Source organism: Rhodanobacter sp. B04 (genome assembly GCF_002001125.1).
Lineage (GTDB): Bacteria > Pseudomonadota > Gammaproteobacteria > Xanthomonadales > Rhodanobacteraceae > Rhodanobacter.
The window spans coordinates 177,231-203,755 of sequence record NZ_MUNV01000005.1; the positions used below are offsets into that span (position 1 = coordinate 177,231).

27 protein-coding genes are annotated in these 26,525 nt (G+C 66.7%); 11 read left to right on the top strand and 16 right to left on the bottom strand.

The features are described from left to right. Window positions 1-103: 103 nt before the first annotated feature. From ybaL to B0E46_RS00790, 3 genes are all read right to left on the bottom strand, one after another. On the bottom strand, window positions 104-1,810 hold the full coding sequence (gene ybaL, locus B0E46_RS00780; RefSeq protein ID WP_077553803.1) for a YbaL family putative K(+) efflux transporter: 1,707 nt from the start codon (window positions 1,808-1,810) through the stop codon (window positions 104-106). 155 nt (window positions 1,811-1,965) lie between these two features. Beyond that, window positions 1,966-3,780, bottom strand: coding sequence for a DNA helicase RecQ (gene recQ / locus B0E46_RS00785; protein WP_077553804.1), 1,815 nt, complete (start codon window positions 3,778-3,780; stop codon window positions 1,966-1,968). A gap of 109 nt (window positions 3,781-3,889) precedes the next feature. Continuing rightward, window positions 3,890-4,231 carry an MGMT family protein gene (locus tag B0E46_RS00790; protein WP_077553805.1) on the bottom strand — a complete coding sequence of 114 codons (342 nt, stop codon included), beginning with the start codon at window positions 4,229-4,231 and terminating at the stop codon, window positions 3,890-3,892. Between the two features lie 108 nt (window positions 4,232-4,339). Between B0E46_RS00790 and B0E46_RS00795 the strand changes: the two genes are divergently transcribed. After that, a complete protein-coding gene (locus B0E46_RS00795; protein ID WP_077553806.1) occupies window positions 4,340-4,744 on the top strand; it encodes a hypothetical protein in 405 nt (134 codons plus the stop codon). Window positions 4,745-4,750: 6 nt separating this feature from the next. On the opposite strand, the gene B0E46_RS00800 is transcribed toward B0E46_RS00795, so the two are convergent. Next, a complete protein-coding gene (locus tag B0E46_RS00800) occupies window positions 4,751-5,869 on the bottom strand; it encodes an inorganic phosphate transporter (RefSeq protein WP_174567048.1) in 1,119 nt (372 codons plus the stop codon). Window positions 5,870-5,958: 89 nt separating this feature from the next. Beyond that, window positions 5,959-6,588, bottom strand: a complete 630-nt coding sequence (locus tag B0E46_RS00805; protein WP_077554144.1) for a pit accessory protein — start codon at window positions 6,586-6,588, stop codon at window positions 5,959-5,961. Window positions 6,589-6,734: 146 nt separating this feature from the next. On the opposite strand from B0E46_RS00805, the gene B0E46_RS00810 reads away from it, so the two are divergent. Further along, window positions 6,735-8,057: a hemolysin family protein gene (locus B0E46_RS00810; protein ID WP_077553807.1), complete on the top strand. Its 1,323-nt coding sequence runs from the start codon at window positions 6,735-6,737 to the stop codon at window positions 8,055-8,057. Between the two features lie 11 nt (window positions 8,058-8,068). On the opposite strand, the gene B0E46_RS00815 is transcribed toward B0E46_RS00810, so the two are convergent. Next, window positions 8,069-8,827, bottom strand: a complete 759-nt coding sequence (locus B0E46_RS00815) for an RNA methyltransferase (RefSeq protein ID WP_077553808.1) — start codon at window positions 8,825-8,827, stop codon at window positions 8,069-8,071. Between the two features lie 125 nt (window positions 8,828-8,952). On the opposite strand from B0E46_RS00815, the gene B0E46_RS00820 reads away from it, so the two are divergent. Next, window positions 8,953-9,756 (top strand): inositol monophosphatase family protein, encoded by an 804-nt coding sequence (locus B0E46_RS00820; RefSeq protein WP_077553809.1) that lies wholly within the window; start codon window positions 8,953-8,955, stop codon window positions 9,754-9,756. 52 nt (window positions 9,757-9,808) lie between these two features. Here B0E46_RS00820 and hda read toward each other — a convergent pair whose 3' ends face one another. The 3 genes from hda to B0E46_RS00835 are packed head-to-tail and all read right to left on the bottom strand — an operon-like array spanning window position 9,809 to window position 12,722. Next, the gene (hda, locus tag B0E46_RS00825) at window positions 9,809-10,516 is read right to left on the bottom strand and encodes a DnaA regulatory inactivator Hda (protein ID WP_077553810.1); all 708 of its coding nucleotides are present in this window, start codon (window positions 10,514-10,516) and stop codon (window positions 9,809-9,811) included. Then, window positions 10,513-11,685: an AI-2E family transporter gene (locus B0E46_RS00830; RefSeq protein ID WP_077553811.1), complete on the bottom strand. Its 1,173-nt coding sequence runs from the start codon at window positions 11,683-11,685 to the stop codon at window positions 10,513-10,515. Before B0E46_RS00830 ends, hda begins: the two co-directional genes overlap by 4 nt. 53 nt (window positions 11,686-11,738) lie before the next feature. Next, complete coding sequence (locus B0E46_RS00835) at window positions 11,739-12,722, bottom strand: DUF2066 domain-containing protein (protein WP_077553812.1); 984 nt, start codon at window positions 12,720-12,722, stop codon at window positions 11,739-11,741. Between the two features lie 140 nt (window positions 12,723-12,862). On the opposite strand from B0E46_RS00835, the gene purM reads away from it, so the two are divergent. The 3 genes from purM to B0E46_RS00850 are packed head-to-tail and all read left to right on the top strand — an operon-like array spanning window position 12,863 to window position 15,314. Beyond that, window positions 12,863-13,891: a phosphoribosylformylglycinamidine cyclo-ligase gene (gene purM, locus B0E46_RS00840; protein WP_077553813.1), complete on the top strand. Its 1,029-nt coding sequence runs from the start codon at window positions 12,863-12,865 to the stop codon at window positions 13,889-13,891. Window positions 13,892-13,899: 8 nt separating this feature from the next. Beyond that, window positions 13,900-14,571, top strand: a complete 672-nt coding sequence (gene purN / locus B0E46_RS00845) for a phosphoribosylglycinamide formyltransferase (protein WP_077553814.1) — start codon at window positions 13,900-13,902, stop codon at window positions 14,569-14,571. Window positions 14,572-14,606: 35 nt separating this feature from the next. Continuing rightward, window positions 14,607-15,314, top strand: coding sequence for a DUF3108 domain-containing protein (locus tag B0E46_RS00850; RefSeq protein ID WP_077553815.1), 708 nt, complete (start codon window positions 14,607-14,609; stop codon window positions 15,312-15,314). Window positions 15,315-15,351: 37 nt separating this feature from the next. Here the strand turns inward: B0E46_RS00850 and B0E46_RS00855 are convergent, their stop codons facing one another. The 3 genes from B0E46_RS00855 to B0E46_RS00865 form a co-directional block, all read right to left on the bottom strand. Further along, window positions 15,352-16,365 (bottom strand): HAMP domain-containing sensor histidine kinase, encoded by a 1,014-nt coding sequence (locus tag B0E46_RS00855; protein WP_077553816.1) that lies wholly within the window; start codon window positions 16,363-16,365, stop codon window positions 15,352-15,354. Between the two features lie 23 nt (window positions 16,366-16,388). Next, a complete protein-coding gene (locus tag B0E46_RS00860) occupies window positions 16,389-17,120 on the bottom strand; it encodes a response regulator transcription factor (protein WP_077553817.1) in 732 nt (243 codons plus the stop codon). A gap of 107 nt (window positions 17,121-17,227) precedes the next feature. After that, window positions 17,228-17,842 carry an arylesterase gene (locus tag B0E46_RS00865; RefSeq protein ID WP_077553818.1) on the bottom strand — a complete coding sequence of 205 codons (615 nt, stop codon included), beginning with the start codon at window positions 17,840-17,842 and terminating at the stop codon, window positions 17,228-17,230. Between B0E46_RS00865 and B0E46_RS00870 the strand changes: the two genes are divergently transcribed. The 4 genes from B0E46_RS00870 (at window position 17,841) to B0E46_RS00885 (ending at window position 22,865) form a co-directional block, all read left to right on the top strand. Then, window positions 17,841-18,542, top strand: coding sequence for an ATP-binding cassette domain-containing protein (locus B0E46_RS00870; RefSeq protein ID WP_077553819.1), 702 nt, complete (start codon window positions 17,841-17,843; stop codon window positions 18,540-18,542). The two genes, B0E46_RS00865 and B0E46_RS00870, sit on opposite strands and share 2 nt — an antisense overlap. Beyond that, the gene (locus B0E46_RS00875; protein ID WP_077553820.1) at window positions 18,539-21,022 is read left to right on the top strand and encodes an FtsX-like permease family protein; all 2,484 of its coding nucleotides are present in this window, start codon (window positions 18,539-18,541) and stop codon (window positions 21,020-21,022) included. The genes B0E46_RS00870 and B0E46_RS00875 overlap by 4 nt, the downstream gene beginning before the upstream one ends. Window positions 21,023-21,066: 44 nt before the next feature. Continuing rightward, window positions 21,067-21,696 carry a glutathione S-transferase family protein gene (locus B0E46_RS00880; RefSeq protein WP_077553821.1) on the top strand — a complete coding sequence of 210 codons (630 nt, stop codon included), beginning with the start codon at window positions 21,067-21,069 and terminating at the stop codon, window positions 21,694-21,696. A gap of 68 nt (window positions 21,697-21,764) precedes the next feature. Continuing rightward, window positions 21,765-22,865, top strand: a complete 1,101-nt coding sequence (locus tag B0E46_RS00885; RefSeq protein WP_139350371.1) for an SLC13 family permease — start codon at window positions 21,765-21,767, stop codon at window positions 22,863-22,865. A 21-nt stretch (window positions 22,866-22,886) separates the two neighbouring features. Here the strand turns inward: B0E46_RS00885 and B0E46_RS00890 are convergent, their stop codons facing one another. After that, complete coding sequence (locus B0E46_RS00890) at window positions 22,887-23,660, bottom strand: DUF4097 family beta strand repeat-containing protein (RefSeq protein ID WP_077553823.1); 774 nt, start codon at window positions 23,658-23,660, stop codon at window positions 22,887-22,889. Between the two features lie 125 nt (window positions 23,661-23,785). Between B0E46_RS00890 and B0E46_RS00895 the strand changes: the two genes are divergently transcribed. Further along, window positions 23,786-24,283, top strand: coding sequence for a hypothetical protein (locus B0E46_RS00895; RefSeq protein ID WP_077553824.1), 498 nt, complete (start codon window positions 23,786-23,788; stop codon window positions 24,281-24,283). Window positions 24,284-24,332: 49 nt separating this feature from the next. Here B0E46_RS00895 and mazG read toward each other — a convergent pair whose 3' ends face one another. Genes mazG through nudE form a run of 3 tightly spaced genes read right to left on the bottom strand, consistent with a single transcriptional unit; the run spans window position 24,333 to window position 26,519 of the window. Further along, on the bottom strand, window positions 24,333-25,145 hold the full coding sequence (mazG, locus tag B0E46_RS00900; protein ID WP_077554145.1) for a nucleoside triphosphate pyrophosphohydrolase: 813 nt from the start codon (window positions 25,143-25,145) through the stop codon (window positions 24,333-24,335). Window positions 25,146-25,149: 4 nt separating this feature from the next. Continuing rightward, window positions 25,150-25,965 (bottom strand): 3'(2'),5'-bisphosphate nucleotidase CysQ, encoded by an 816-nt coding sequence (cysQ, locus tag B0E46_RS00905; RefSeq protein WP_077553825.1) that lies wholly within the window; start codon window positions 25,963-25,965, stop codon window positions 25,150-25,152. Further along, the gene (gene nudE / locus B0E46_RS00910) at window positions 25,962-26,519 is read right to left on the bottom strand and encodes an ADP compounds hydrolase NudE (RefSeq protein WP_077553826.1); all 558 of its coding nucleotides are present in this window, start codon (window positions 26,517-26,519) and stop codon (window positions 25,962-25,964) included. The genes cysQ and nudE overlap by 4 nt, the downstream gene beginning before the upstream one ends. Window positions 26,520-26,525 lie beyond the last annotated feature (6 nt).

The following is a 26,525-nucleotide window of genomic DNA, read 5'->3' on the forward strand; positions in this document are numbered from 1 at the left end:
CAACGTCATGGCATCAAAAATATGTGCGCCGAGTCTGCACCGTGGCCTTTGATGTGTCCGGCTGAATACGTATGCAGTGCAGGCGCAGAAAATCGGGCGAGGTTCAGGCAACACGCGGTGCCGCCTCACCCGCACGCAGGTGTTCGAGCATGCCACGCGCCAGCTCGGGTTCGGCCAGCACCACCAGGTCGGCGCCCTGCTGCTGCAGGTGCGCCATGCAGGCATCGGAATCGGCACGGGCAATGATCTGCAGCTGCGGATTGGCCAGTCGCGCCACCCGCACCACCTCGCCGCTCTCGAACGCATCTGGCACGGTCACCACCAGCGCGCGCGCCTGGGTGAGATTGGCCGCTTCCAGTACATCGTCCCGCGCCGCGTTGCCGACGATCGTCTCGATACCGTGCTGGCGCAGCATCGCGACCCGCTCCTTTTCCTCTTCCAGCACCAGTACGGCATGGCCCTGCCGCTGCAGTGCCTCACCGACCAGCCGCCCCACCTGACCGTAGCCGGCCACCACCACATGCCCGCTCAGCGCGCTGGTCGCGAGGGTCTCGGGTGCCGGTTCGACCATCGCGGGCACCACCGCGTCGCCGTGCTGCCCGGCTTCGCGTGCATCCAGCCATGGCTTGGCACGATCGAGCAGCTTGAACAGCAACGGGTTGATCAGGATCGACAGGATCGCCGCGGCCAGCAGCACGTCCTGCGCCTCCCTCGACACCAGGTTCTGCGCCACGCCCACGCCGATCAGGATGAACGAGAACTCGCCGATCTGCGCCAGGCTGGTGGCAATCGTCAATGCGGTGCGCAAAGGCCGCCCGGACGCCAGCACGATGCCGAAGGCCGCCAGCGATTTGCCGACCACGATGATGAGAAGCGCCGCCAGCACCACCAGCGGCTGGGTCAGCACCACCTGGTAGTTGAACAGCATGCCGATCGAGACGAAGAACAGCACCGCGAACGCATCGCGCAACGGCAGGGTTTCCTCGGTCGCGCGCTGGGCCAGTTTCGACTCGCCCATCATCATGCCGGCGAAGAACGCGCCCAGCTCGAACGACACCCCGAACAGGCCCGCCGCGCCGAACGCCACGCCCAGCGCGATTGCCAGCACCGCGAGACGGAACAGCTCGCGCGAACCGGTGTGCGCGACGACCTTGAGTATCCACGGGATCAGCCGCTTGCCGACCACCAGCATCACCGCCACGAACAACACCACCTTGCCGATGGTCAGCGCGACCGTCCCGGCGATCGCCGGGAACGACAGGCTGGCGCCGCCCTGCCCGCCGCCACCGAGTGCCAGCCCGATCGCCGGCAGCAACACCAGCGCCAGCACCATCGCCAGGTCCTCGACGATCAGCCAGCCGACCGCGATGCGGCCGCGCTCGGTCTCCATCAGGCGGCGCTCTTCGATCGCCCGCAGCAGCACCACCGTACTGGCCACCGACAGCGCCAGGCCGAACACCAAGCTTTGCGCAAACGGCCAGCCCAGGCCCCAGCCGAGCAGCATGCCGAGCACGGTCGCCACCGCCATCTGTCCCAGCGCGCCCGGAATCGCGATGCTTTTTACCGAGAGCAGGTCCTTCAGCGAAAAATGCAGGCCCACGCCAAACATCAGCAGCACCACGCCCAGCTCGGCCAGCTGGTGCGCCAGATGGCCGTCGGCCACATAACCCGGCGTGAATGGGCCAACCACCACGCCAGCCATCAGATAACCGGCCAGCGGCGGCAACTTCAACTTGTACGCGAGTGCCGCCAATACGAAGGCCAGCACGATGCCGCTGACAAGGGTGGCGATGAGCGGGGCGTCGTGCATACGCGATCCTTTCACAGTACGACCATGGAAACCGCACGACATGACAGCCGTACGGCATGCAGAGGTGTGCGCCGCCGTCGTCCGACGCTGGCCTGCACGCGCAAGATCCTTCAGTTGTAAGGGCGATCCGCAGCCAGCGCAAGCGGCATGCGCACTCATGCCTGCGCGTTGATCACCGCCAGGAAATCACGGCCATAGCGCTTGAGCTTGGCTTCGCCGACGCCGCTGATGGTGGCCAGCTCGTCTTCGTTGGCAGGCAGCGCGCGCAGCATCGCCAGCAAGGTGGCGTCGTGGAACACCACGTACGGCGGCACGCCCTGCTGCTTGGCCAGCTGCGTGCGCAGCGCGCGCAACTCGTCCCACATCGACTGCTCGTAGGCTTCGATGCCGAGGCTTCCGCCGGTGACGAGCTTGCTGTCGCGGCGACGACGGCTGCCGCGCTCGGGCCGCACATCCTCGCGCAGTTTCACCGGCTTGGTGCCACTGAGCACGGCGCGGCTGGCGGCGGTCAGCCGCAGCGTGCCGTAGCCTTCGGCATCCGCTTCGAGCAGGCCGGCGGCAAGCAACTGGCGGAATACCGAGCGCCATTGCTTTTCGTCCATCTCCGCGCCGATGCCGAACGTGCTGAGTTGATGGTGATGCAGGCTCAGCACGCGCTCGGTTTCCTCGCCGCGCAGGATATCGATCACGTGGCCGGAGCCGAAGCGCTGGCCGCTGCGATACACCGCCGACAGCGCCTTCTGGGCCGGCACGGTGGCGTCCCAGGTCTTCGGCGGTGCGATGCAGTTGTCGCAATGGCCGCAGGGGCCGGGATAGCTTTCGCCGAACGTGCCCAGCAACAGTTCGCGGCGACAGCCGGTGGCCTCGGCATAGGCCAGCAGCGATTCCAGCTTCTGCCGCTCGACCCGCTTGCGCTCGTCGGCCGATTCGGACTGCGCGATCATCTGGCTCATCGTCACCACGTCGGACAGGCCGTAGATCATCCATGCCTCGGCCGGCAGGCTGTCGCGACCCGCGCGACCGGTCTCCTGGTAATAGCCCTCAATGCTGCGCGGCAGGTCGAGATGCGCGACGAAGCGCACGTCGGGCTTGTCGATGCCCATGCCGAACGCGACGGTGGCGACCATCACCACGCCGTCCTCGCGCAGGAAGCGCTGCTGGTTCTTCGCACGCGTCGCCGCATCGAGGCCCGCGTGATACGGCAGCGCCTCGACGCCGAGCTCGGCCAGCCACTCGGCGGTATCGTCCACCTTCTTGCGGCTGAGGCAATACACGATGCCGGACTCGCCCTCGTGCCCCTGCAGGAACTCGGTGAGCTGGCGCTTCGCGTTGTGGCGCAGGCCGACCCGGTAGCCGATGTTCGGCCGGTCGAAACTGGACACGAACTGCCGCGCCTGCTGCAACGAAAGGCGCTCGACGATTTCCTCGCGCGTGCGCGGATCGGCGGTGGCGGTGAGCGCGATCCGCGGCACGTCGGGGAAGCGCTGGTGCAGGATCGCCAGCTCGCGGTATTCCGGGCGGAAATCGTGGCCCCATTGCGATACGCAATGCGCCTCGTCGATCGCGAACAAGGCCACTTCGGTGCGTTCCAGCTGGCCGAGGAAGCGCCCGGTCAGCAACCGCTCCGGCGCCACGTAGAGCAGGTTGAGCTCACCGGCCAGCAGTTGCCGCTCGACTTCGCGCTGCTCGTCCGCGCCGAGGCTGGAATTGAGATAGGCGGCAGCCACGCCGGCTTCGCGCAACGCATCGACCTGGTCCTGCATCAGCGCGATCAGGGGCGACACCACGATGCCGGTACCCTGCCGCAGCAACGCGGGGATCTGGTAGCACAACGACTTGCCGCCGCCGGTCGGCATCAGCACCAGCGCATCGCCACCTTCGCTCAGGTGCTCGACCACGGCCTGTTGCTGGCCGCGGAAGCTGGAATAACCGAAAACGCTTTGAAGCAGGTCGAGGGCAGAGGCATTCATCGGTGGCATGGTAACAAACCGCCCAGACACTCCCGTCGGCGCATGGCCCGTTCGGCAGTAGCCGAAGCGCTTGCCAGACGTACGTCCGGTCTCACGCCCAAGGAAAAGGTTACAAAGGCGGCATGCCCCACAATGCATGATCGAGATCGCCGTCCAAGCCGAACCGCGACAACGGCACGCGGCCGTTCTTCACCTCGACGCCTTCGGCCCGCAGCCGCCGGCATTGCTCGCGAAAACCACGGCTGCCGGGCGGCATCGCGATGTGCCCGCTGGAGCGCAGCACGCGGTACCAAGGCAGCTCCATGCCCTCGGGAACCTCGCCGAGCAGCCGGCCGACCAGCCGCGCCCGTCCGGGCAGGCCGGCGCGGGCGGCGATCGCGCCGTAGCTGGCGACGCGACCGGGCGGAATCGCGGCAATCGCAGCGTAGATACGGTTGGCAGCATCATTCATGCGGATTGGCCATGCAGATTGGCTCGGGCGGATTCATGCGAACCTGACGCGACGCGGGCGGGCAGACGTGGCAGAGTAGCAGCGCCTCTCGCCAGCGGAAGTCGCACCATGCGCCACTTCGAAGCCGTGCGTTCCCACATCGGCAGCCAGCACGAGCTGCGCCACAACGACCCGTACCTGATCAGTTTCGACCTGAAACTGTCGCATGGCCGCCAACAGGGCATCTATCTGGCCGAACTCGAGGACGAATCCGGCCGCCGCTATCTGCGCATCTCCACCCCGATCGGCCCACTGGCAGGCACCGATCCCAGCCGCTGCCTGCGTTTCAACTGGCAACAGCGCACCGGCTTCCTGGCCGTGGCCGACCTGGACGGCTCGCCCTACCTGCACCTGTGCGAAAACCGCCCCTACGAGTTCCTCGACCGTGCCGAGCTGCAGCGGGTGGTGCAGGAACTGGGTGTGCTCGGCGACCAGCTGGAGCAGATCGTCGTCAACGGCGGCGACGCGCTCTGAAGGCGGCTACAGGCCCGTCGTGATGAGCCGCACCAGCCAGTAGGCCAGCAGTGCGGTGACCGGCAGGGTCAGGATCCACGCCCACACCATGCGCTCCACCACCGACCAGCGGATCGAGTTGAAACGCTTGGCCGCACCCACGCCCATGATCGAGGCGGACACGTTATGGGTGGTCGACACCGGGATGCCGAACGCCGAGGCCGTGAGGATGACCACGGCCGAGCTGGTTTCGGCAGCAAAACCATTGATCGGATGCAGCTTGACCATCTTGTGGCCCAGCGTCTTGATGATGCGCCAGCCACCGCCAGCGGTACCGGCAGCCATGGTCAGCGCGCACACCACTTTCACCCAGACCGGGATGGCGAAGCCGCCGGCGGTATCCTCGGCGATCCGCATGAACCCCAGCCACTGCGGCAACTGGTCGAACTGATGCGCCGCGGTGCCGCCGGCCAGCGCCAGCGCGATGATGCCCATGCTCTTCTGCGCGTCGTTCATGCCGTGCGCCACGCCCATCGCGGTGGCCGAGACGATCTGCGCCCTGCCGAAAAACGAGTTGACGAACGGCGTGCGGCCGAGCCGGTGCAGCCAGCCGCGCCGATGGGCGAACCAGGCCAGCAGCGCATACAGACCGCCCATCAACGCGAAGCTGATGATGAAGCCGCCCAGCGGCGACAGCACCATCGGGATGATCACCTTGGGGATCACGCCATGCCCGGTGATCCAGTTGCCTTGCACCCAGATCACCGAGCCGAAGTTGTTGCTTGAGGCCGCCAGCGCCGCGCCGACCAGCGAGCCGACCAGCGCGTGGCTGGAACTGGACGGCAGGCCCAGCCACCAGGTGATCAGGTTCCACACGATCGCGGCCAGCAAGGCGCAGATCACCAGTTGTGGACCCACCTCGATCACGCCGGTGTTGATCAGTCCCGAGGCGATGGTGGCCGCCACGGCGGTACCCAGCAACGCGCCGAGCAGGTTGGTCACCGCCGCCAGCAGCACCGCCTGGCCGGGGGTGAGCACCTTGGTCGCCACCACCGTGGCGATCGAATTGGCGGTGTCATGGAAGCCGTTGATGTAGGTAAAGGCCAGTGCGATCAGCACTTCCGCCACGACCAGGCTCAGACTCATGCGAGCTCTCCGGCGCCAGCGGATTCAAGCCGAGGGAGTGTCCGTGTCACGACCGGGCGACACGCGGTGGAGAGGATCACGGCACGCCCTCAGGAGTTCTTCAGCACGATCGAATAGACGATGTTGCCAACGTCGCGACACTTGTCGATGGCCTTTTCGATCAGTTCGAACAGATCCTTCGCCAGCACCGCGCGCATCACATCGCCGCCCTCGACATACAGGGTGCGGTACGGCGACAGCAGCATGCGGTCACCTTCGGACTCCAGCGCCTGCAGGCGATCCTGCAATTTCTTCACCGGGTCGATGCGCAGTCCGCGGCGCAGCTCGCCAATCATCTCGGCGACGACTTCGCTGGAACGCTCCAGCACCAGCGCACGCTGGGCGAAATCCACGCCGGCCAGGCGGTCGGCGACGATCTCGTAGCGCTCGGCGAATTTCTCGATCGTCTTGGGAATCTTGTACAACGCCGAATTCAGCGCCTCGATGTCCTCACGATCCAGCGCGGTGACGAAGGTGTTCACCAGCCCTTCGCTGATCTGCGCCGCCAGCTCCTTCTCGCGCGCACGGGTAGCGGTAAAGGCGGCCATCACCGAACCCTGGCCGGGCTTGCTCAGCAGCTCATGCAGGGCTTTGGCGCTTTCGCAGACGGTGGCCGCGCTCTGTTCGAGCAAACCGTAGAACTTGTCGCCTTTGCCAAAAATCGTCTGCAGTGAAAACATGCGGGCCATGCCTGAGGGAACAGAATGACAGGCATGTTACAGGACTGCCGTGCTGCCCTGCACCACTGCGGTGCGACGGCGCGGGTGTGAAGTGCAGGCCCGACTGCCCTTACACTGCAGCTCATGGCCCACCTATCATTGCCGCGATGCTGACCGAAATCGCGCTCGTCCTCGTCCTGGCCCTGTGCAACGGCTTCTTCGCGCTTTCCGAGATGGCGCTGGTCGCTTCGCGCAAGAGCCGGCTCAAGCAGATGGCGAAAACCAGCCGCCGCGCCGCGCTGGCCCTGCGCCATGCCGAGGCGCCGGAGCACTTCCTCTCTACCGTGCAGGTCGGCATCACCCTGCTGATGCTGGTGACCGGCGCGATCGCCGGCGATGCGCTGGGCGGCCACATCGCCGAAGCGCTGCAGGGCGAACCGGTGGCGTGGCTGGCACCGTATACGCGCATCCTCGGCATCGTGCTCGGCTTCGTGCTGATCTCCTTCATCCAGATCGTGATCGGCGAACTGGTGCCGAAGCGGCTGGCCCTGTCCGCGCCGGAAAAGTTCTCGTCCTACGCGGCGATCCCGATGCTGGTGCTGTCGCGGCTGACCGCACCGTTCGTGTGGCTGCTGAACGTGTCGAGCAACCTGCTGCTGCGGCTGCTGCGGGTCAACCAGCACGGCCAGGGCGTGGTCACCGAAGAGGAGATCCGCCTGCTGGTGGCCGAGAGCGCCGAGCAGGGCGTGCTCGATCAGGACGAGCACAACATGGTCAACCGCGTGCTGCGCCTGGGCGACCGCACGGTGGACAGCGTGATGACCCCGCGCATGCGCATCGCCTGGCTGGACATGGCCGGCAGCCGCGAGGAGAACATCGAGGTGCTGCGCGAAACCCCGTATTCGCGCTACCCGGTCTATCGCGGCGACGAGAGCGACGTGGTCGGCGTGGTCGAGGTCAAGCGCCTGCTGCACAGCTTTGCCGAGGGCAAGCCGGAGCTGTTCGACCACCTGTCCAAGCCGCTGTTCGTGCCCGCCACGGCCCGCGCGCTGGATCTGCTGGAGGAGTTTCGCGATGCCGAAACGCCACTGGCGCTGGTGGTCGACGAATACGGCGACATCGAAGGCGTGGTCACCGTCAACGACCTGCTCGCGGCGGTGGTCGGCGCCAGCCAGATCGGCCACAGCGGCGACGACGAGGACGCACCGATCGTGCAGCGCGCGGACGGCAGCTGGCTGATCGACGGCAGCCTGTCCACCGACGACCTGCGCGAGCTGCTGCAGGTCGGCGAACTGCCCGGCGAGCAGGAGCACGATTTCCGCACCGTCGCCGGCATGGTGATGACCGCGCTGGGCCATATCCCGCAGACCGGCGAGGTGTTCGCCTGGCATGGCATCCGCTTCGAGGTGGTCGACCTCGACGGCGCACGGATCGACAAGCTGCTGGTCACGCCCGCGCCGTCACTGGAACCTTCGGACGACGAGCAGTAGGCAGCGCAGGGCTATTTGCCGCTGGCCAACCGCGCCATCCGTTGCGCGTCGGCCAGGATGCCGTGCAACACGCGCAACTCGCGCTCGTCCGGCTGCGCGCGCTGGAACAACTTGCGCAGGCGCAGCATGATCGTGGTGGGCTCGCGCCCCTTGTGGAACTCGATCTCGTCCAGCGTCTGTGCCAGGTGCCGGTAGAACTGCTCCATCTGCGCCGCATCGGCCGGCGGATCCTCGCGGACCGGCGCGGACAGTGGCGCGTCATCGCCCAGCATCGCCACGCGCAACTCATAGGCCATTACCTGCACGGCCTGCGACAGGTTGAGCGAACTGAAGTCCTCCACGCTGGGAATCCGCACCATCGCATGGCAGCGGGCCAGCTCGTCGTTCTCCAGCCCGGTGCGCTCGTTGCCGAACACCAGCGCCACCTGCTCGCCACGAGCCGCCGCGGCCAAGGCCTGCTGCGCGGCCTCGCGTGGTGAAATCTCCGGCAGGTTCACGCCACGCCGGCGTGCGGACAGACCGAGTGCAAGGCTGCTGCCAGCCAGGCCGTCGACCAGGTCGGCATGGATGCCGGCTTGCGCCAGCACGTCGTCCGCGCCGGCAGCCAGCGCACTGGCCTCCGGATCCGGGAAGCGGTGCGGCGCCACCAGTTCCAGCCGCCCGAAGCCCATCGTGCGGATCGCCCGCGCTGCACTGCCGATATTGCCCGGATGCGAGCTGCGTACCAGCACGTAGCGGATGCGGGCGGCGAGGTCTTGGAGGTCGGTCATGCGAGGCGGGCTGGGCAATAAACAGGTGCACAAGGATAGTCGACACGGGGCGGCTGCGGCCCGGTCCGGCCGCACTCTGCTAGAATCGCCGACCGCAAACCCGCTCTTTTTACAAAGTCGAAGCCATGCCCAGACCCCACGTTACGATCGCGGCGCGTGCCGCGCGCTCAGCAGGCAACGTGATCCTGCGCTACATGAACCGCATCGACGGCCTCAATATCGTCGAGAAGCAGCAGCTGGATTTCGTCTCCGAGGTCGACAAGCTGGCCGAGGCGGAGATCATCAAGGAATTGCGCCGCGCCTACCCCGACCACGCGATCCTCGCCGAGGAAAGCGGCGCGATCGGCAAGGGCCCCCTGACCTGGGTGATCGACCCGCTGGATGGCACCCACAACTACCTGCGCGGCATCCCGCACTTCAGCGTGTCCATCGCGCTGCTCGAAAAGGGCGTGCCGATCCATGCGGTGGTGTTCGACCCGCTGCGCGACGAGCTGTACACCGCCAGCAAGGGCGATGGCGCCTACCTCAACGACCGCCGCATGCGCGTGTCCAAGCGCGAGAACCTCGGCGGCGCGATGATCGCCACCGGCTTCCCGTACCGCCAGCGCGAACACCTGACCGCGCAGCTCGACATGACCCGCGCCCTGCTCGGCCAGGCCGAGGACATTCGCCGCACCGGCTCCGCCGCACTCGACCTGGCCTATGTCGCCGCCGGCCGCTACGACGGCTACTTCGAGATCGGCCTCAAGCCGTGGGACATGGCCGCCGGCGTGCTGCTGGTGCATGAGGCTGGCGGTCGTTACTGCGACTTCGCCGGCCGTGACGGCATCCCCGAAAGCGGCAACATCATCGCCGGCAACCTCAACGTGGCAAAGGCGATGGTGGATGCGATCGGGCAACAGGCGACGCCGGGCCTGCTCAAGGCCTGAGCGTTCTCATCGCTGTTGACGAGCAAAGGCGCCCATGGGCGCCTTTGCTGTTTCAGGGTGCGGCTTCGCCGGCCTCGCGCAGAAATCCGCGCAGGAACGGAATCGTGATACGTCGTTGCGCTGCCAACGATGCCACATCCAACTTGTCCAGCAGATCGAGCAACGCGCCCAGATCACGCGCGTAACGTGCGAACAACCAGTCCAGCACCCCATCGTCCAGTTCGATGCCACGCGCGGCCGCCTGGGCTTTCAGCACGACCCGGCGTTCGTCGTCGTCGAGCGGCTTCAACGCGAACTGGGTGCAGGCGCCGAGACGCGAGCGCAAGTCGGGCAGCTCGATACCCAACTGGGTCGGCGTGGTATCGGCCGCGAACAGCAACGCACTGCCTTCGGCGCGTGCGCGGTTGTAGAGATCGAACAGCGCGTGCTCGGCGTCGCGGTTCCCGGCGATCGCGCCGAGATCGTCCAGCGCCAGCAGTTCGCTGCCAGCGACACCGCGTAACGCCGCAGCATGATCGTCTAGCGTTGCCAACGGCAGGTATTGCACGCGTCTTCCCAGAGCGGCGGCGGCCTGACACGCCGCCATCAACAGGTGAGTACGACCGCTGCCGTTGTTGCCGTGCAGATAGATCCACGCCGCGCCGGGTTCAAGTGCGAGGGTCTGCACGGCGGCCAGCGGTGCCGCATTGGCCCCGGCATGGAAATGTTCGAAGCGCTGGCGGCGCGGCCAGCGCAGGGCCAACGGCAACTGCGGAATCATGGTTTGGTCCGGTCGTCCTGCGGTGGCGCGGCGATCGTGGTATCGGTTTCGATCTTGCCGTCGCGATGCACGGTGACGTCCACCTCGGCGATCACCGGATCGTCCGGCCCCTCCTCGTTGTACAGCTCGCTCATGCGGTAGCGCTCGAGCAGGTAGCGCAGCAGCACCATGATCACCGACGCCGCCGGCAACGCCAGCAGCACGCCGAGGAAGCCGAACAGCGAGCCGCCGGCCAACACCGCGAAGATCACCGCCACCGGGTGCAGGCCGATCTTGTCGCCGACCAGCTTGGGCACCAGCACATAACCTTCCAGCAACTGGCCGATGGCGAACACGCCGCAGACCAGCAGCAGGTGCGTCCAGTCGCCGTATTGCACCAGCGCAGCGACGATCGCGGCGATGAAGCCGATGATGAAACCCAGATACGGCACGAAACTGAGCAAGCCGGCGACCATGCCGATCAGCGGTCCCACGGTCAGCCCGACCACGCCCAGGCCGGCGCCGTAGAACACACCCAGCGCCAGCATCACCAGCAGCTGCCCACGCACGAAAGCGCCGAGCACCGTGTCCGACTCGCGCGCCAGGTGCGCGATGGTCGGCTGGATCGAGCGCGGCAGCATGCAGTCGACGGTGGCCACCAGCCGGTCCCAGTCGCGCAGCAGATAGAACGCCACCACCGGAATCAGTACCAGGTTGGCCAGCCACTGCACCACCCCCAATCCGGAGCGTGACACCTTGCCCAGCACCGTTGTGGCGATATCGCCGATCGAACCGAGATGCGCCTTGATCGCCGCCAGCAGGCGATCGCTGTCGAACATGCGCGGATCCAGATGCAGCCGCGCCTGCAGCCATGGCCACGCGGTGTGCTGCGCCCAATCGCCGTAGCGTGGCAGGTTCTCGATGAGATTCTCGATCTGTCGCGCAATCAGCGGAATCAGCAGCAGCAGCACGCCACCCACGACCAGCAACAGTACCGCGAAGACGATCGTGGCGGCCCAGTTGCGGCTCAGCCCGAGCCGTTCCAGCCGATCGGCCAGCGGGTCTCCCAGATAAGCCAGCATGGCGGCGACGGCGAACGGCATCAGCACCGGTGCCAGCAGCCAGATCACATAGACGATGGCCGCCACGATGGCGAGCATCTGCCAGCGCCGTGATGTGTCGTGATTCACCCGATCACCTCAGTTCGCTCATGCATGAGCGCGGTTTTGCGATGGACTGGCATTCAATGCACCCAGCGCAGGTTGGCATCGGCGCCCTGGTGCGGTTCACCCTGCAGCAACAGCCGGCCGCCGGCGGCCAGGTTCGCAGCCAACCCGCTTAGCGGCAGCGCTGCCTTGACGTAAAGCAGCACCCCGTCGTTCTGTGCACCCAGCGTCACCACCTGACGCACCGACGGATCGGCACGCAAGGTCGCCAGCAGATTGGCGAAGTCCATCGCCGAATCCAGCCCGCTTACCCACAGCTTGCCCTCGCTGACGCCGGCGCCAACCACGTTGAGCTGCTTGCCGATGCGATCGACCATGCCGTTGCCGGCCGTGGCGAGCAAGGCGTCCCCGGCGACGCCCTGGCTGCTCCAGCGCTGGACCTGGCCACCGGAAACCAGGGTCCAGTCGGCGCCGCCGTCACGCAGCTTGCCCAGCAGTACCAGGCCGGTGTGGTACTGCTGGTTGATCGCCGCCAGCGTGGCCGGATCGGCGGCATCGATTTTCGCCGCGTCCAGCGTGCTGTCCGCGGCCGGATACACCACGTTGGTACCGCGTGCCGCGGCGGCCGAAGCCAGACTGGCAAGCGCGGCCTGGTCGAGCAGGCTGCCATCGGCCTTCTGCACCAGCAGCAGCACCGGTGGCTTGATGCCTGAACTGGCCACGCCCAGCTTGGATACCAGCCGACGTACCGAGCCAGGCTCGAAGTCCACCGCCACGGTCAGACCCGTCGCGGCACGCTGGTACTGGAATTTCTGCACCATCGAGCTGGCCTTGCCGAGCGCTTCGGCGTAGCCGTCATTGCTGCGCAGGTCCTGGCCACCGGCGACTCGCGTGAGCACCTGGCCCAGTGCCGTGGCGAACGCCTGGTCGCGCTGGGCGCCGCTGGTGTCGGCCACCGGCACCGTGACCGAATAGGGCGAACCCTCGATCTGTGCATGCAGTGGCGGCAGCAAGGCAAAACCCAGCAGCAGGGTGGCGATCAGCAGGCGGGACAGGCGCATGGACGTGGGTATCTTAGGAGGGGGAGCTCCCGGGAAGTCTGCCCAATCGCGCCCGCAGCGTCCATCGGAGCCATAGGCACGACCGGCAACCACCCAACAAGCTGCTAGAATTGCGCGTTTCACCCACGCCGGTTTCCGCCATGTCTGACGCCCTCACCTACCGCGCCGCCGGCGTCGATATCGATGCCGGCAATGCCGTGGTCGAACGCATCAAGCCGCTGGTCAAGCGAACGTTCCGTCCCGAAGTGATGGGTGGACTGGGCGGCTTCGGCGGCCTGTTCGACCTGTCCGGCCGCTACAAGGAGCCGGTACTGGTCTCCGGCACCGATGGCGTCGGCACCAAATTGAAGCTGGCGCAGATCCTGAATCGGCACGACAGCATCGGCATCGATCTGGTCGGCATGTGCGTCAACGACGTGCTGGTGCAGGGCGCCGAGCCGCTGTTCTTCCTCGACTACTTCGCCACCGGCAAGCTCGACGTGGACACCACGGTCGCGGTGGTCGGCGGCATCGCGAAAGGCTGCGAACTGGCCGGTTGCGCGCTGATTGGCGGCGAGACCGCCGAGATGCCGGACATGTACCCGCCGGGCGAATACGACCTGGCCGGCTTCACCGTGGGCGCGGTGGAGAAATCGCAGATGCTCAGCGGCGAGGCGATCGTTGCCGGCGACGTGATTCTCGGCGTGGCCTCGTCGGGTCCGCATTCGAACGGTTATTCGCTGGTCCGCAAGATCCTTGATCGTGCCGGCAGCCCATTGGATCTCGATCTCGGCGGCGTGAAGCTGGCCGACGCGCTGATGGCACCGACCACGATCTACGTGAAATCGATGCTTGAGCTGTTGAAGGTGAGCCCCGTGCACGGCATGGCCCACATCACCGGTGGCGGCCTCAAGGAAAACATCATCCGCGTGGTGCCGGAGGGTCTTGGCATTGCACTGGATGCCAGCGCCATCGTGCTGCCACCGGTATTCGACTGGCTGATGCGGGAAGGCAACGTGGCGCGCGAGGAAATGTGGCGCACGTTCAACTGCGGCATCGGCTTCACCGTGATCCTGCCGCGCGACGCCGTTGCCGCCGCCGCCGCCGTGCTGGCAAGGCATGGCCTGGCCAGCACGGTGATCGGCGGCGTGGTGCTCGCCCAGGGCGACGAGCGCGTGCACATCGGCTGAGCCAGCACGTGACGGCCACACATCCCCGGGTCGCGGTGCTCGCCTCAGGGCGTGGCAGCAACCTTGCCGCCTTGCTGGCTGCCCGTGACCGCGGCGAGCTGCCGGTGGATTTCGTGCTGGTCGGCAGCGACAAGGCTACGGCCGGCGCCCTGCAGTTGGCCGCAACAGCCGGCATCCCCACGCTGGCGCTCGATCCACGCAACTATCCAGACCGGCGCGCCTTCGACCTCGAACTGTTTGCACGCATCGCCACCAGCGGAGCCGAGCTGCTGGTGCTGGCCGGCTACATGCGCATCATCGACGGCGAGGCACTGCGCCCATGGGTCGGCCGGATGATCAACATCCACCCCTCCCTGCTGCCCAAGTACCGCGGCCTGCATACCCATCGCCGCGCGCTGGAAGCAGGCGACCGTGAACATGGCGCCAGCGTGCACTTCGTCACCGCCGAACTGGATGGCGGTCCGGTGATCGCGCAGGCGCGCCTGACCGTCGAGGCCGGCGACGACGAACATCGGCTGGCACAACGGCTGTTGCCACTGGAACACCGGCTGTTGCCGGCCGTGCTGCGCCTGCTGGCCAGCCGGCGGCTGGCATGGGTTGATGGCGCTCCGCAGCTCGACGGCCAGCCCCTGATGACACCGCTGTTGCTGGGTGCCGGCGAGCTGCCGCCAGTGGAGTGATCCACGGTTCAGCCCCGCACCGGCAGACTCGGCCCATGACTATCCGATCCCTGCTTGCCCCTGTCCTCGGCCTAGGTCTGCTGCTTGGCGCACAGGTCGCCATCGCCGCCACGCCCACCAATTTCACCGCCACCTACAACGTCTTGCAAAGCGGTGAGCCGGTGGGCGTGGCCACCGTAAGCCTGCGTCCTGCCGGCAACGGCGAGTGGATCTATCGCAAGGACGTCAAGGGCACAGGCGGCCTCGCCGCCATGCTGGGTGCCGATGTCACGGAGACCTCGCGCTTCCGCTGGAACGGCCATGTTCCCGAAGCGATCAGCTACGACTACCGGCTGGTGGCGTCGATCAAGAACAAACAGCGCCACATGGCGGTCGACTGGACCACCCGGCAAGTGACCGTCAACGAGGGCAAGGGACCGCAGACCTACCCGGCCAGTCCCGGCATGGTCGAGCGCAACACCACGCCGCTGGCACTGGGCCTGGCACTGCGCGATGGCAAGCAGCAGGTCGCGCTGCCGGTCGCGGTACGCCAGGCCGTGCAGACGCAGAACTTCAAGATCACCGGCCGGGAGGCCATCAAGGTACCGGCCGGCAGCTTCAACGCCGTGCGGATCGATCGCACCGATGCGGATCGCGGCTTCAGTGCATGGTATGCGCCGGATCGTTACCCGCTGCCGGTGAAGCTGTCGCAGCACGATGGCGGCGACATGGAACTGGATCTGGTCAGCTACCGCCAGCAATAAGGTCCAGCGGCGCAAGGCCTGCCCCAGGCCGGCACCGTTACTGCTGTTGCGTATCGCGCACCACCGCCTCGGGCAGCGTTTGCGGAAAGCGGATGCGGGCGATGTTCTCATGCCCGGAACGCGCCTGCAGTTCCAGCGGCCATCCAAAACGATCACTGATGCGCTGCGCGATCGCCAGCTCGAAACCGTGCCGGTCGGCGCCACGCACGCGCAACACGTCTGCCGCCGCAGGCGACTCCGCAGGACCGCTCACGCTCACCGCGCCAGGCAGGACGGTAACCACCACGCGGCCCTGCTCGATCTGCTGGCAGGCATTGCGGATCAGTTGCCAGCACAGCACCGCAAACGCCCGCGACGACCCCCGCAACGCGAAGTGCGCGGGCTCCTCCAGTTGCAGTTCGATCGGCCGCCCGAGCAGCACCTCGCGCGCCGATTCCAGCTCCTGCCGCAATACGTCGTTGACGATGAAGCATTCGCGATCCAGGCCGGCATCCGACTCGCGCGCCAGGATCAGTAGCGCCTCGACCAGCGCCTCCATCTCCAGCGTCGCCCGCTTGATACGACGCACCGAGCGCGAGCCGAACTCGCTGATGTGCTCTTCGTCGGCCAGCATGTCGACCGACATCTTGATCACCGTGAGCGGGCTGCGCAGCTCGTGGCTGGCGTCGCGGGTGAAGTTGCGCTCGCGCTGGTTGTAGCCGGCAATGCGGGTGGCGAAGCCCTGCAGGCCACGCGCCAGCGAAGCCACATCGGCATCGGTGTGGCTGGTCAGCTGATCCAGGCGCAATGCCTCCAGACTGGGCTGCTGGCCATCCCAGCGACTGACCAAGCGTGCCAGCGCCCGCACCGGCCGCCATTCGCGGCGCGTGGCGATCCAGGCAAGCACGGTGGTGATCACGATCGCCGCAATCACCGCCGGGGCCGGGGCAACGCCATAGATGCCCATGATGCAGATGATCACCACAGCCACGAATTGCAGCCCGAACACCCACGCGATGCGCCGGCGGAAGGCACCTACCCGGGAAGTGGCTGCGCTGACCCTGCTGTCCATGACTCGTTTTTGCCGCTCCGGTTTCACGCTGTCTGGACGGTCGACGCCACCTCCGATTCAAGATCCGCGAGACGGTAACCGGCCGAATGGATGGTATGTAGCAGGGGGTGTGCGAAGGGTTTGTCGATGACCCGGCGCAGGTTGTACAGATGCGAGCGCAAGGTGTCCGAGTCCGGCAGGGTATCGCCCCAGATTTCGCGCTCGATATCGCGCCGGCTGACGACCCGCGGCGACTCGCGCATCAGGATCGCCAGCAGCTTCAGTCCGATCGGCGATACCGTCAGTTCGTGACCCGCGCGGGTCAGCCGCAGTGTGGCGGTGTCCAGGGTCATGTCGCCGACATTGAGCACCTCGGTCGACACCTGGCGGCGGTCGCGGCGGATCAGGGCGCGCAGCCGTGCCTCCAGCTCGCGCACCTCGAACGGCTTCACCAGATAGTCGTCGGCGCCGGCCTCGAGGCCGGCCAGCTTGTCTTCCAGCGTGTCACGCGCGGTCAGCATCAGCACCGGCGTGGATTTCTTGGCCTCGCGACGGAGCTTGCGACAGACCTCCAGACCGTCCAGGCCCGGCAGCATCAAATCCAGCACGATCACGTCGTAGCTGTTCGCCACCGCCAGGTGCAGGCCACTGACACCGTCGGCGGCATAGTCGACGGAATAACCACGCCGCTCCAGGAACTCGCCCACCATCTCGGCAATCTGGCGATTGTCCTCGACCAGAAGAATCAGTCCCGCCTGTTCGTCATGCATGGTCATGTCGCATCACCTCGCTCTTCTTCACATATGTGAAGAGCTAACCGTTAACAGGGTGATGGCCGCGTGAAACGAGCCGTTCGCGGTTCACCCCAGGTTCGGTTTGCCGCTCAATGCAGCAGCGGCTGCAACTTCGCCCAGACTGTGTCCAGCACCTTCGGCTCGCCCGCTGCCAACGGATGCAGGCCATCCTCCTGCATCAAGGCGGGATCCAGCGCTACACCCTCGAGCAGGAACGGCACCAGGGCCGTGCGCTTCTGTCGTGCCAGGTCGGTATAGATCGCCTGCAGGCCACTGCGGTATGGCGCGCCATAGTTCACCGGCAGCTCGATGCCGAGCAGCAGCACTTTGGCGTTTGCCGCCTGGGCGGCGTCGATCATGGCCGCCAGGTTCGCGCGCATCGTCTCCAGCGGCAGCCCGCGCAGACCGTCGTTCGCCCCCAGCTCGATCACCACCACCGCCGGCCGGTACTTTGACAGCAGCGCCGGCAGCCGGTTGCGTCCGCTGAGCGAGGTCTCGCCACTGATGCTGGCATTGATCACGACCCAGGTCGGCACCATGCTGGAAAGACGGACTTCCAGCAGATGCACCCAGCCCTGCTCCGTCGCGATGTTGTGCGCGGCGGACAACGAATCCCCCAGCACCAGCAAGGTCCTCGCCGGCGCGGCTTGGGCGCCGGCGATGCCGCCGAACACGAACAGCAGCATCCACAGGAAACGACGCATGAGCGGTACACCCCAGCTTCTTCTCGATGTCCGCGATGTTAGCAAGTCGGTGCACGGCCCCGACGGGCGCCTCGACATCCTCGGCGGTGTCACGCTGCAGGTGATGGCTGGCGAGAGCTTCGCCATCGTCGGCGCCTCCGGTTCCGGCAAGACCACCTTGCTCGGCCTGCTCGCCGGACTGGATACGCCAAGCGGTGGCAGCATCCGCCTCGACGGCCATGCGCTGGAACAGCTGGATGAGGAAGCCCGCGCGGACCTGCGCCGGCGGCTGGTCGGCTTCGTGTTCCAGTCGTTCCACCTGCTGCCCGCGCTGACCGCCGAGGAGAACGTGATGCTGCCGCTTGAACTGGAAGGCGACAGCCATGCCCGTACGCGGGCCCGCGAGGCACTGGAAGCGGTGGGCCTCACCCCGCGCCGCAAGCATTACCCGGCACAGTTGTCCGGCGGCGAACAGCAGCGCGTGGCGATCGCCCGCGCCTTCGTGCACCGGCCGCGCGTGTTGTTTGCCGACGAACCCACCGGCAATCTCGACCAGCGCACCGGCCATCATGTCATCGACTTGCTGTTCGCACTGAACCGCGATCACCGGACCACCCTGGTGTTGGTCACCCACGACTCGCAACTGGCTGCACGCTGCGCGCGGCGGGTGGAACTGGAAGAAGGGTGCCTGCTGGACCCGCTGCCGGGTCAGCCGGCATGAAGTTGCTGCGTCTGGCCCTGCGCAATCTGCGCCGCGAATGGCGCCTGCCCGAACTGCGTACCCTGGCCGGCTCGCTGCTGCTGGCCGTGGTGGCGCTGGGCGTGGTCGCCACGTTGTCCACGCGGGTCGAGCGTGGCGTACTGGCCAGCTCGGCGGAACTGATCGGCGGCGACATCGGCGTGTCTTCGCCGCAACAGCTGCCCGGCGATTTCGCCACGCAAGCCGACCAGCGCGGGCTGCGAACCAATCGCAGCGCCGGCTTCCCCAGCGTGGCTTTCGCCAACGGGCAAAGCCAGCTGCTCGACGTGCTGGCCAGCGACATGGCGTATCCCCTGCGCGGCACGCTCGAACTGCAGGATGCACATGGCCGCGGGTACAGCGGCCACGCGCCGGCCACCGGGAACGTCTTCCTCGACCATCGCGCACTGGTGGCGCTGCGGCTGAAGGTGGGCGACACCGTGCAGCTTGGTGGCCGTGATCTGCGTGTCGCCGCCGAACTGCTGCGCCAGCCGGACGGCGGCGAGCTCGTCGCGATGGCGCCACGCGCGCTGATGAGCCTCGCCGATGCCGAGCAGGCCGGCCTGCTCGGCATCGGCAGCCGTGCCAGCCATCGGTTGTTGCTGGCCGGCGCACCCGATGCCGTGCGCAGCTGGCGCAACTGGGTCATGACCGCCATCTTGCCGGCAGGAGCGCAGCTGGTCACGCCGGAGCAGACCCAGGAACGCATGCGCAGCGCGTTCGACCGGGCCAGTGCCTTCCTGCGGCTCACCGCGCTGCTGTCCGCGTTGCTCGCCGGCGTGGCGATTGCGCTCGCCGCGCAACGTTACGCGCGACGCAAGACCAACGAAGTAGCCCTGCTGCGCGCGCTCGGCACACCGCGTCGGCGCATCTTCGGCCTGCTGCTTGCCACCTTGGCTGCGCTTGCGCTGCCGGTAGCCTGCGCGGGGGTGTTGTCGGCATGGTTGCTGGCGCAAGCTGCGTGGCTGTATGCCAGCAGTCTGTTCGCCGGCATCCCCACCACGTTGCCGCTGTGGCCCGCACTGGCCTCGGCGGGCATCGGCCTGGCGGTGCTGGTCGGCTTCGCGCTGCCGCCCCTGGTGCGCCTGGCCGAGGTACCGCCGGTGGCGGTGTTCCGCGAAAGCGTGGCGCGTCGTGTGCGGCGCTTCGATGTGCTGTACCTGGTGCCGGCGTTGCTGGCACTGCTGCTGATCCGGGGCCAAAGCGGCTCGGCCCGGATGGCCTTCATCCTCGCCACCAGCCTGGGTGGCGTGGCGCTGGTGGCCGCCTTGCTGGCCCTGCTCCTGCTGTGGCTGGCCCGACGCGTGGCGCCGGGTGCGCATCCTGCGCTGCGGCTGGGGCTGGCCGCTCTGGCGCGGCGGCGCGGCATGAGCGTGATCCAGGCCACCGCGCTCAGCCTGGGGCTGACGGCCCTGCTGGTACTGGCCATCGTCGCGCCGGCGCTGCTCGATGGCTGGCGCCGCGAACTGCCCGCCGACACGCCGAACTGGTTCGTGCTGAACCTGCAGGACGACCAGCGTGCCGGCTTCGAACAATCGCTGGCCCGCCTCGGCGCAAGCCAGCTCAACATGCTGCCCCTGGCCGTGGGCAAGCTCACCGCGATCAACGGCCAGTCGATCGACCAGCTGCACTTCAAGGACGAACGCGCAAAGGATTGGACCGATCGCCAGCTTCGGCTGTCATGGGCTGACCAGTTGCCGCCAGCGAACCAGCTGACCGGCGGGCGCTGGCCCGGTGCCAGCCCTGCGCAAGCCGAGGTGTCCGTCGACCGGATGTGGCGCGACATGTTCGGCCTGAAGCTGGGCGACAGCCTGAGCTTCGATATCGGCGAAGGGCGGCTCGATGCCAAGGTGACCAGCTTCCGCCAGGTCGACTGGAGTTCCTTCCGCGTCAACTTCTTCCTGCTGCTCGATCCTGCTCACGCCCGCGGGCTGCCACACACCTGGCTCGCCAGCGTCTACCTGCCGCGCGGCCATGCCGAGGCACTGGCCGCCCTGTCGCGCGATTACTCCAACCTCAGCCTGATCGACGTGAACGCCCTGCTCGACCGGGTGCGCGAAATCGTCGACAGGGTCGGCAGCGCGGTGCGCTGGGTACTCGGCTTCAGCCTGCTTGCCGGCGCGCTGGTGCTGGCCGCCGCGTTGGCCGCCAGCGCGCAGGAACGCCGGCACGAAGCTGCGCTGCTGCGTACGCTCGGAGCACGACGCACACAACTTCGCGTCGCGGCAGCCTGCGAATTCGCCCTGCTCGGCCTGATCGCCGGCCTCACCGCCGCGCTCGGCGCGGCCGGTGCCGGGCTGTGGCTGGGCGATGCGGTGTTCCATATCGACGGCTTCGTGCCGCCACTGTGGCCGCTCGCACTCTCTGCGCTCACTGCCGCCTTCGTGGTGATGCTGCTGGGGCTGGCCGGAACGCGAGAAGTGACGCGCACATCGCCAATGCGTCTGTTGCGCGAAGGGTGAGCCAGCCCCAAGATCACGCCATCCCGCGCACTGACGGAGCCTGCATGTACACCCTCTACTACTCTCCCGGCACTGCCAGCATGGTCGTGCATCTGGCGCTGCTGGAGATCGGCGCGCCGCATGAACTGCGGCTGGTCGACATCGACGCCAAGGCGCAGCATGACCCGGCCTATCTCAAACTCAACCCGCGCGGCGTGGTGCCCACGCTGGTGATCGACGGACGACCGCTGTCGGAATCGGCGGCGCTGCTGATGGTGCTGGCCGAGCGCCACCCGGAAGCAAAGCTGGCTCCCGCACCAGGCACGTCCGAACGCGAGGCCTGGCAGCAGTGGATCGTCTATCTGAGCAATACGCTGATGTCGACGTACCGCCTCTGGTTCTACCCGCCCGAGCTGGGTGCAGCGGAGCACGCGCCGGAAGTGCGCGCCGCCCTGCAGCGCAAGATCGAAGGTGTGTGGGATCTGCTGGATGCGCAACTCGCCGCCCATGGCCCCTATCTGCTGGGCGCCGAATTCTCCGGTGCCGATCTGTTGCTGACCATGCTGATGCGCTGGTCGCGCAACATGCCGCGTCCAGCCACCGAGTGGCCTGCACTGAAGCGGCTGGCCGATCTGGTGCGTGCACGACCGAGCTGGCAGAAGCTGTACGAGATCGAAGGGCTCAGCGGGTGGTGAGCTGCCAGGCGAGCGGGCACTGACGCATGCGCGATGCGAGGGTCTCATCGGAAGCATCATCGTCATGGATGAAAAAGCTGCAGGCAGAATGGCTGTTGCTGCTGTTCGCCGCGCTGGCGATCGCGCTGGCCCTGCTCGATCCGCAGCCGCTGGCGAAATACCGGCACTGGCTGCAACTGCCGACGCTGGCCGGCCTGATGGGCCTGCTGATCGCAATCCAGGGCATCCGCGACAGCGGGCTGGTGCAGCACGCGGCGGTGGCACTGGTGGCGCGGACACATTCGCTGCGCAGTCTCGGCTTGCTGCTGGTCAGCGCGACGGCGTTGCTGTCGATGGTGCTGACCAACGACGTGAGCCTGTTCCTGATCGTGCCGCTGACCCTGGCGATCGGCAACATCTCGAACCTGCCGGTGCTGCGCGTGGTGGTGCTGGAAGCGCTGGCAGTGAACGCGGGATCGACCCTGAGCCCGATCGGCAATCCGCAGAACCTGTTGCTATGGCAGCACTCGTCGATGCCGTTCCTGCATTTCGTGAGCGCGATGTTGCCGACGGCGTTCGTAATGTTCGCGCTGCTGGCGGGGTTCACCCTGCTGTGGCTGCCGCGCGAGCGGATCGAACTGACTCCGGACAGGATCGATGGCCGGGCCACGTCCAACCGGCTTGGCGCGTGGTCGACGGTGGCGCTGGCCGGCATGGTACTGCTGATGGAATACCGGCAGGCGCCACTGGGTGCCGCGCTGCTGCTGGTGCTTTTTGCGCTGCTGGCGCGAGCGAGCCTGGCGCGGATCGACTGGCTGCTGTTGCTCACCTTCGCGGCGATTTTTGTGGGACTTGGCCACGTGGCCGAGTTGCCGTGGGTTCGACAGGGGCTCGACCGTCTCGATTTCAGCCAGCCGCTGACATTGTATGTCGGCGGCATCGTCGCTTCGCAGCTGATCAGCAATGTGCCGTCAACCGTGCTGCTGCTCGATCGGACGCCCGATGCGATCGCGCTGGCCGTGGCGGTGAACGTGGGTGGTTTCGGCCTGGCGATCGGCTCGCTGGCAAACCTGATCGCGCTGCGCCTGGCGAAACAGCCGCAAGGACTGCGGCTGTTTCACCTGGTCTCGATTCCGTTCCTGCTGGTGTGCGCGCCGCTGGTCTATCTGACCTGGCGCTGGCTGGGCTGAGGCATCCCAATCGCGCTGCGATCAGTCGTCGTCCTTCGGCACGCTGACCTTGCCCTTGACGCCGCTGTGGCTGACGTCGCCGCTGCCCTTGGCGCCGAGAATGAAATCGCCGGTCACGTCGCTCACGGTGAGATCGCCGGAGCCGAGCGTATCCGCGCGCACGCTGCCGCCCACCTTGCGCAACACCACGTCGCCCGAGCCGATGCTGCCCACCTTGACATCGCCCGTGATGCCTTCGGCCTTGAGGTCGCCCGCGCCCAGCGAACCCAGCTCCAGGCTGCCGATGTCGCGTGCATCGACATCGCCGGAACCCACGCTGGTGACGAACTTGCCGGATATCCTGCGCACGTGCAGATCGCCCGATCCGACGCTGCTTTGCAGCTGCTGCAAGCCAGTGATATCGGCATCGCCGGAACCTACCCGGACCGTCACCGGCAGGCTCGCCGGCAGTTGCACGGTGACGTCGAGGTTCGCATAGGAGCTGCCGAACAGGCTGAAGGCGAAATGACTTTCGCCGCCGATATCGAGCAGCAACTGATCGCCCTCGCGCCGTTGCGTTACCTGCAGGCCATCCAGCGCCGCCTTGTCCGAGGCACATGCCCGACCCGTGAGAGTCAGGCCCCGGCCATTGTCGTTGCCGGTCAGGTGCAGGTCCTGGTTGTGCACCTCGATCTGCACGGCACGCACCCCGGCAAGGTCGAGCTGGAGATTGCGCGGAGCCTCGTACTTGCACGAAGCAGCAGCGAAAGAAGCTACCGGTGCCAGCAACAAGGCGGCGGTTAAAAGGCGGCGCATGGTCGACTCCTCACATGGTGGACAGGCATGGGATGCCGCCGACAGCGAAAAGGTTGCAACCATTGCGCATGTCAACGCGCACGGCCTGATTACGTTTCCACGTCTACCTTCCACGGAGATTCACCATGCATCGCCATACCCTGCTTGCTTCCGCGCTGGCCGTACTGATGGCCGGAGCAACCTCGTTCGCCATCGCTCAGGACGCACCGCCACCGCCGCCGGCTGCCGGTCCCGCAGCGGCCATGCATGCACCGATGAAGCAGCCTGACGGTCATCATGGTTTCGGCATGCATCAACACCGTTTCGGTGACGAACGCGGCGGCGTGATCGGCGACCTGCGCAGCCTGGAGCGGCTGTACATGGAGGCCGGTCGCAGCAAGGATCTGGCCGCGCTGTACAACGACGTGCTGGCGAAGTCGCAGGATCCGCGCGTACGTGACTACGTGTACCAGCATCTGGCACGCCTGCAGGCACGACCGGCCAATGTGGATCAGGCGATCGCCACGCTGCGCAAGGGCCTGGACGAGAGTCTCGCCGACGAGGCGAAGATGCGCGCGGAACACGACAAGATGCACGATGCGTGGCAAAAACATGCTGGTGCGCCTGCAGCGGCAGCCCAGTAAGCTCGTATCACGAGGTAGGCGCGCGCGATGGCCAAGCCATCGCGCCGTTTCACACCTCGCGCTCGATCGCCTTGGCGCGTTGCCACAACTGCTCCTGTTCGGCGAGCGTGCGCTCGCTGAACGCACTGCCCTCGGCAGCCGCCAGTTGTTCCATCTGCCGGAAACGCTGCTCGAACTTCGCATTGGCATGCCGCAGCGCGCTCGAGAAATCGACCTTGGCGTGGCGCGCCAGATTCACCATCACGAACAGTACGTCGCCGATCTCGTCTTCCAGCCGCGCCGGATCGGCGCCACCCGCGAACTCGGCTCGCACCTCGTCCACTTCCTCGGCCAGCTTGGCCAGCACCGGCTGCGGATCGGCCCAGTCGAAACCCGTGCTGGCCGCACGCTGCTGCAATTTAAGCGCGCGCTTCCATTCCGGCAATCCGGATGAGATGCCGGCCAGCGCACTGGTGTCGTCCGGCTCGCCCTTGCTGGCGCGTTCGGCCGTCTTGATGTCTTCCCATGCCTGCTTCTGTGCCTCGGCGTCGGCATAGCGCACGTCGCCGAACACATGCGGATGTCGGCGGCGCATCTTGCGGCTGATCGCATCGGCGACATCGGCGAAATCGAACAACCCGGCCTCCTGCGCCATCTGCGCATGGAACACCACCTGCAGCAGCAGATCGCCCAGCTCGTCGCGCAGGTCATCGAAATCGCCGCGGTCGATCGCATCGGCGACCTCGTAGGCTTCCTCGATCGTGTACGGCGCTATCGAAGCGAAGTCCTGCTGCACGTCCCATGCACAACCCCGCTCGGGATCGCGCAGGCGCGCCATGATGGCGAGCAGATCATCGAGGCTGTGGCGTTGTCTGTCGCTCACTTGATCATTCGCGACCGGCCGCACGCAAGCGCGCCGCCCAGTCCACCGAAGGATCGCCGACGGCGATGAACTCGGGATTGAGCAGCGACTCACCTCGGTTGTAGCGAAATGGACATCCCTGCAAGTCCATCACCGCACCACCCGCTTCCTGCAACACGCATTGGGCTGCCGCGGTATCCCACTCGCTGGTAGGACCCAGGCGCAGATAGACGTCCGCGGCACCGCGCGCGATCAGGCAGAATTTCAATGAGGAGCCGAGCGGCACCAGCTGATGATCGGCACCGACCAGACTCTGCAACATGGCAGCCTGCAGGCTGCCATGCGAGCGGCTGCCAGCCAGCACCGCAGGCTGCGCCAACGTCCGCGCCTCGATACGTTGCCAGTCGCCGCCGGCATGAGTCTGCAGCCATGCACCATGGCCTTGCTCGGCGATATACAGCTCGCCAGTCACCGGCGCCAGCACCACGCCCAGCACGGACTGGTGATCGTCGATCAGCGCAATGTTGACGGTGAACTCGCCGTTGCGCTTCACGAATTCACGGGTGCCATCGAGCGGATCGACCAGCCAGTAGCGCGACCAGTGCTGGCGCTCGGACCAGGCCAGTGCCTTGGCCTCCTCCGACAACACCGGCAACGTCGGGTCAAGCGTGGCCAGAGCGGCCATGATGACCTGCTGCGCCGCCAGATCCGCGGCAGTCAGCGGCGACTCGTCCGCCTTGGTCTGCACCGCAAAATCACTGTGGTATATCGCCAGGATTGCCGCGCCGGCAGCGCGTGCGATCTCACCAATCTGCCGGGCGAACGCGGGAACCGTATTCATGCGCGCTGAAAACGCCCGGCGAGGTATTCGCGAGCCATGAACAGCGCCGCGATCGATCGCCCTTCGGTCACGTCATCGCGTCCGAGCAGGGTGTGCAGTTCGGACATCTTCCATGGCACTACGTCGAGTTCCTCGGGCTCATCCCCGACCAGCCGCTCGGGATACAGATCCTGCGCCAGTACCACATGCGCCATATGCGTCATGTACGACGGCGACAGCGACAGGTTGTGCAGGATCTTCAGCCGGTGCGCACCGTAGCCGATCTCTTCCTTCAGTTCGCGCTCGGCGCCCTGCTCGGCCGTCTCGTCCTGATCCAGCCGGCCCTTCGGCAGGCCGAGTTCGTAACGACCGACGCCGGCGCCGTATTCGCGCACCAACAGCACGGTGTCGTCGTCGAGCATCGGCACGATGATCACCGCACCCAGGCCACCGCCTTTCAGCCGCTCGTAGGTACGGCGCTCACCGTTGGAAAATTCCAGGTCGAGCTGCTCGACATGCAGGAAGTGGCTGTCGGCGACGTCACGCGTGGCATGGATGATCGGTGGCTTGCGCATCGGGCC

Bases quoted from the DNA above. Each gene is read 5' to 3' on its own strand.
- ybaL (WP_077553803.1), bottom strand. From the start codon at position 1,810: ATGCACGACGCCCCGCTCATCGCCACCCTTGTCAGCGGCATCGTGCTG.
- recQ (WP_077553804.1), bottom strand. From the start codon at position 3,780: ATGAATGCCTCTGCCCTCGACCTGCTTCAAAGCGTTTTCGGTTATTCC.
- B0E46_RS00790 (WP_077553805.1), bottom strand. From the start codon at position 4,231: ATGAATGATGCTGCCAACCGTATCTACGCTGCGATTGCCGCGATTCCG.
- B0E46_RS00795 (WP_077553806.1), top strand. From the start codon at position 4,340: ATGCGCCACTTCGAAGCCGTGCGTTCCCACATCGGCAGCCAGCACGAG.
- B0E46_RS00800 (WP_174567048.1), bottom strand. From the start codon at position 5,869: ATGAGTCTGAGCCTGGTCGTGGCGGAAGTGCTGATCGCACTGGCCTTT.
- B0E46_RS00805 (WP_077554144.1), bottom strand. From the start codon at position 6,588: ATGTTTTCACTGCAGACGATTTTTGGCAAAGGCGACAAGTTCTACGGT.
- B0E46_RS00810 (WP_077553807.1), top strand. From the start codon at position 6,735: ATGCTGACCGAAATCGCGCTCGTCCTCGTCCTGGCCCTGTGCAACGGC.
- B0E46_RS00815 (WP_077553808.1), bottom strand. From the start codon at position 8,827: ATGACCGACCTCCAAGACCTCGCCGCCCGCATCCGCTACGTGCTGGTA.
- B0E46_RS00820 (WP_077553809.1), top strand. From the start codon at position 8,953: ATGCCCAGACCCCACGTTACGATCGCGGCGCGTGCCGCGCGCTCAGCA.
- hda (WP_077553810.1), bottom strand. From the start codon at position 10,516: ATGATTCCGCAGTTGCCGTTGGCCCTGCGCTGGCCGCGCCGCCAGCGC.
- B0E46_RS00835 (WP_077553812.1), bottom strand. From the start codon at position 12,722: ATGCGCCTGTCCCGCCTGCTGATCGCCACCCTGCTGCTGGGTTTTGCC.
- purM (WP_077553813.1), top strand. From the start codon at position 12,863: ATGTCTGACGCCCTCACCTACCGCGCCGCCGGCGTCGATATCGATGCC.
- B0E46_RS00850 (WP_077553815.1), top strand. From the start codon at position 14,607: ATGACTATCCGATCCCTGCTTGCCCCTGTCCTCGGCCTAGGTCTGCTG.
- B0E46_RS00855 (WP_077553816.1), bottom strand. From the start codon at position 16,365: ATGGACAGCAGGGTCAGCGCAGCCACTTCCCGGGTAGGTGCCTTCCGC.
- B0E46_RS00860 (WP_077553817.1), bottom strand. From the start codon at position 17,120: ATGACCATGCATGACGAACAGGCGGGACTGATTCTTCTGGTCGAGGAC.
- B0E46_RS00870 (WP_077553819.1), top strand. From the start codon at position 17,841: ATGAGCGGTACACCCCAGCTTCTTCTCGATGTCCGCGATGTTAGCAAG.
- B0E46_RS00865 (WP_077553818.1), bottom strand. From the start codon at position 17,842: ATGCGTCGTTTCCTGTGGATGCTGCTGTTCGTGTTCGGCGGCATCGCC.
- B0E46_RS00875 (WP_077553820.1), top strand. From the start codon at position 18,539: ATGAAGTTGCTGCGTCTGGCCCTGCGCAATCTGCGCCGCGAATGGCGC.
- B0E46_RS00880 (WP_077553821.1), top strand. From the start codon at position 21,067: ATGTACACCCTCTACTACTCTCCCGGCACTGCCAGCATGGTCGTGCAT.
- B0E46_RS00885 (WP_139350371.1), top strand. From the start codon at position 21,765: ATGAAAAAGCTGCAGGCAGAATGGCTGTTGCTGCTGTTCGCCGCGCTG.
- B0E46_RS00890 (WP_077553823.1), bottom strand. From the start codon at position 23,660: ATGCGCCGCCTTTTAACCGCCGCCTTGTTGCTGGCACCGGTAGCTTCT.
- B0E46_RS00895 (WP_077553824.1), top strand. From the start codon at position 23,786: ATGCATCGCCATACCCTGCTTGCTTCCGCGCTGGCCGTACTGATGGCC.
- cysQ (WP_077553825.1), bottom strand. From the start codon at position 25,965: ATGAATACGGTTCCCGCGTTCGCCCGGCAGATTGGTGAGATCGCACGC.
- nudE (WP_077553826.1), bottom strand. From the start codon at position 26,519: ATGCGCAAGCCACCGATCATCCATGCCACGCGTGACGTCGCCGACAGC.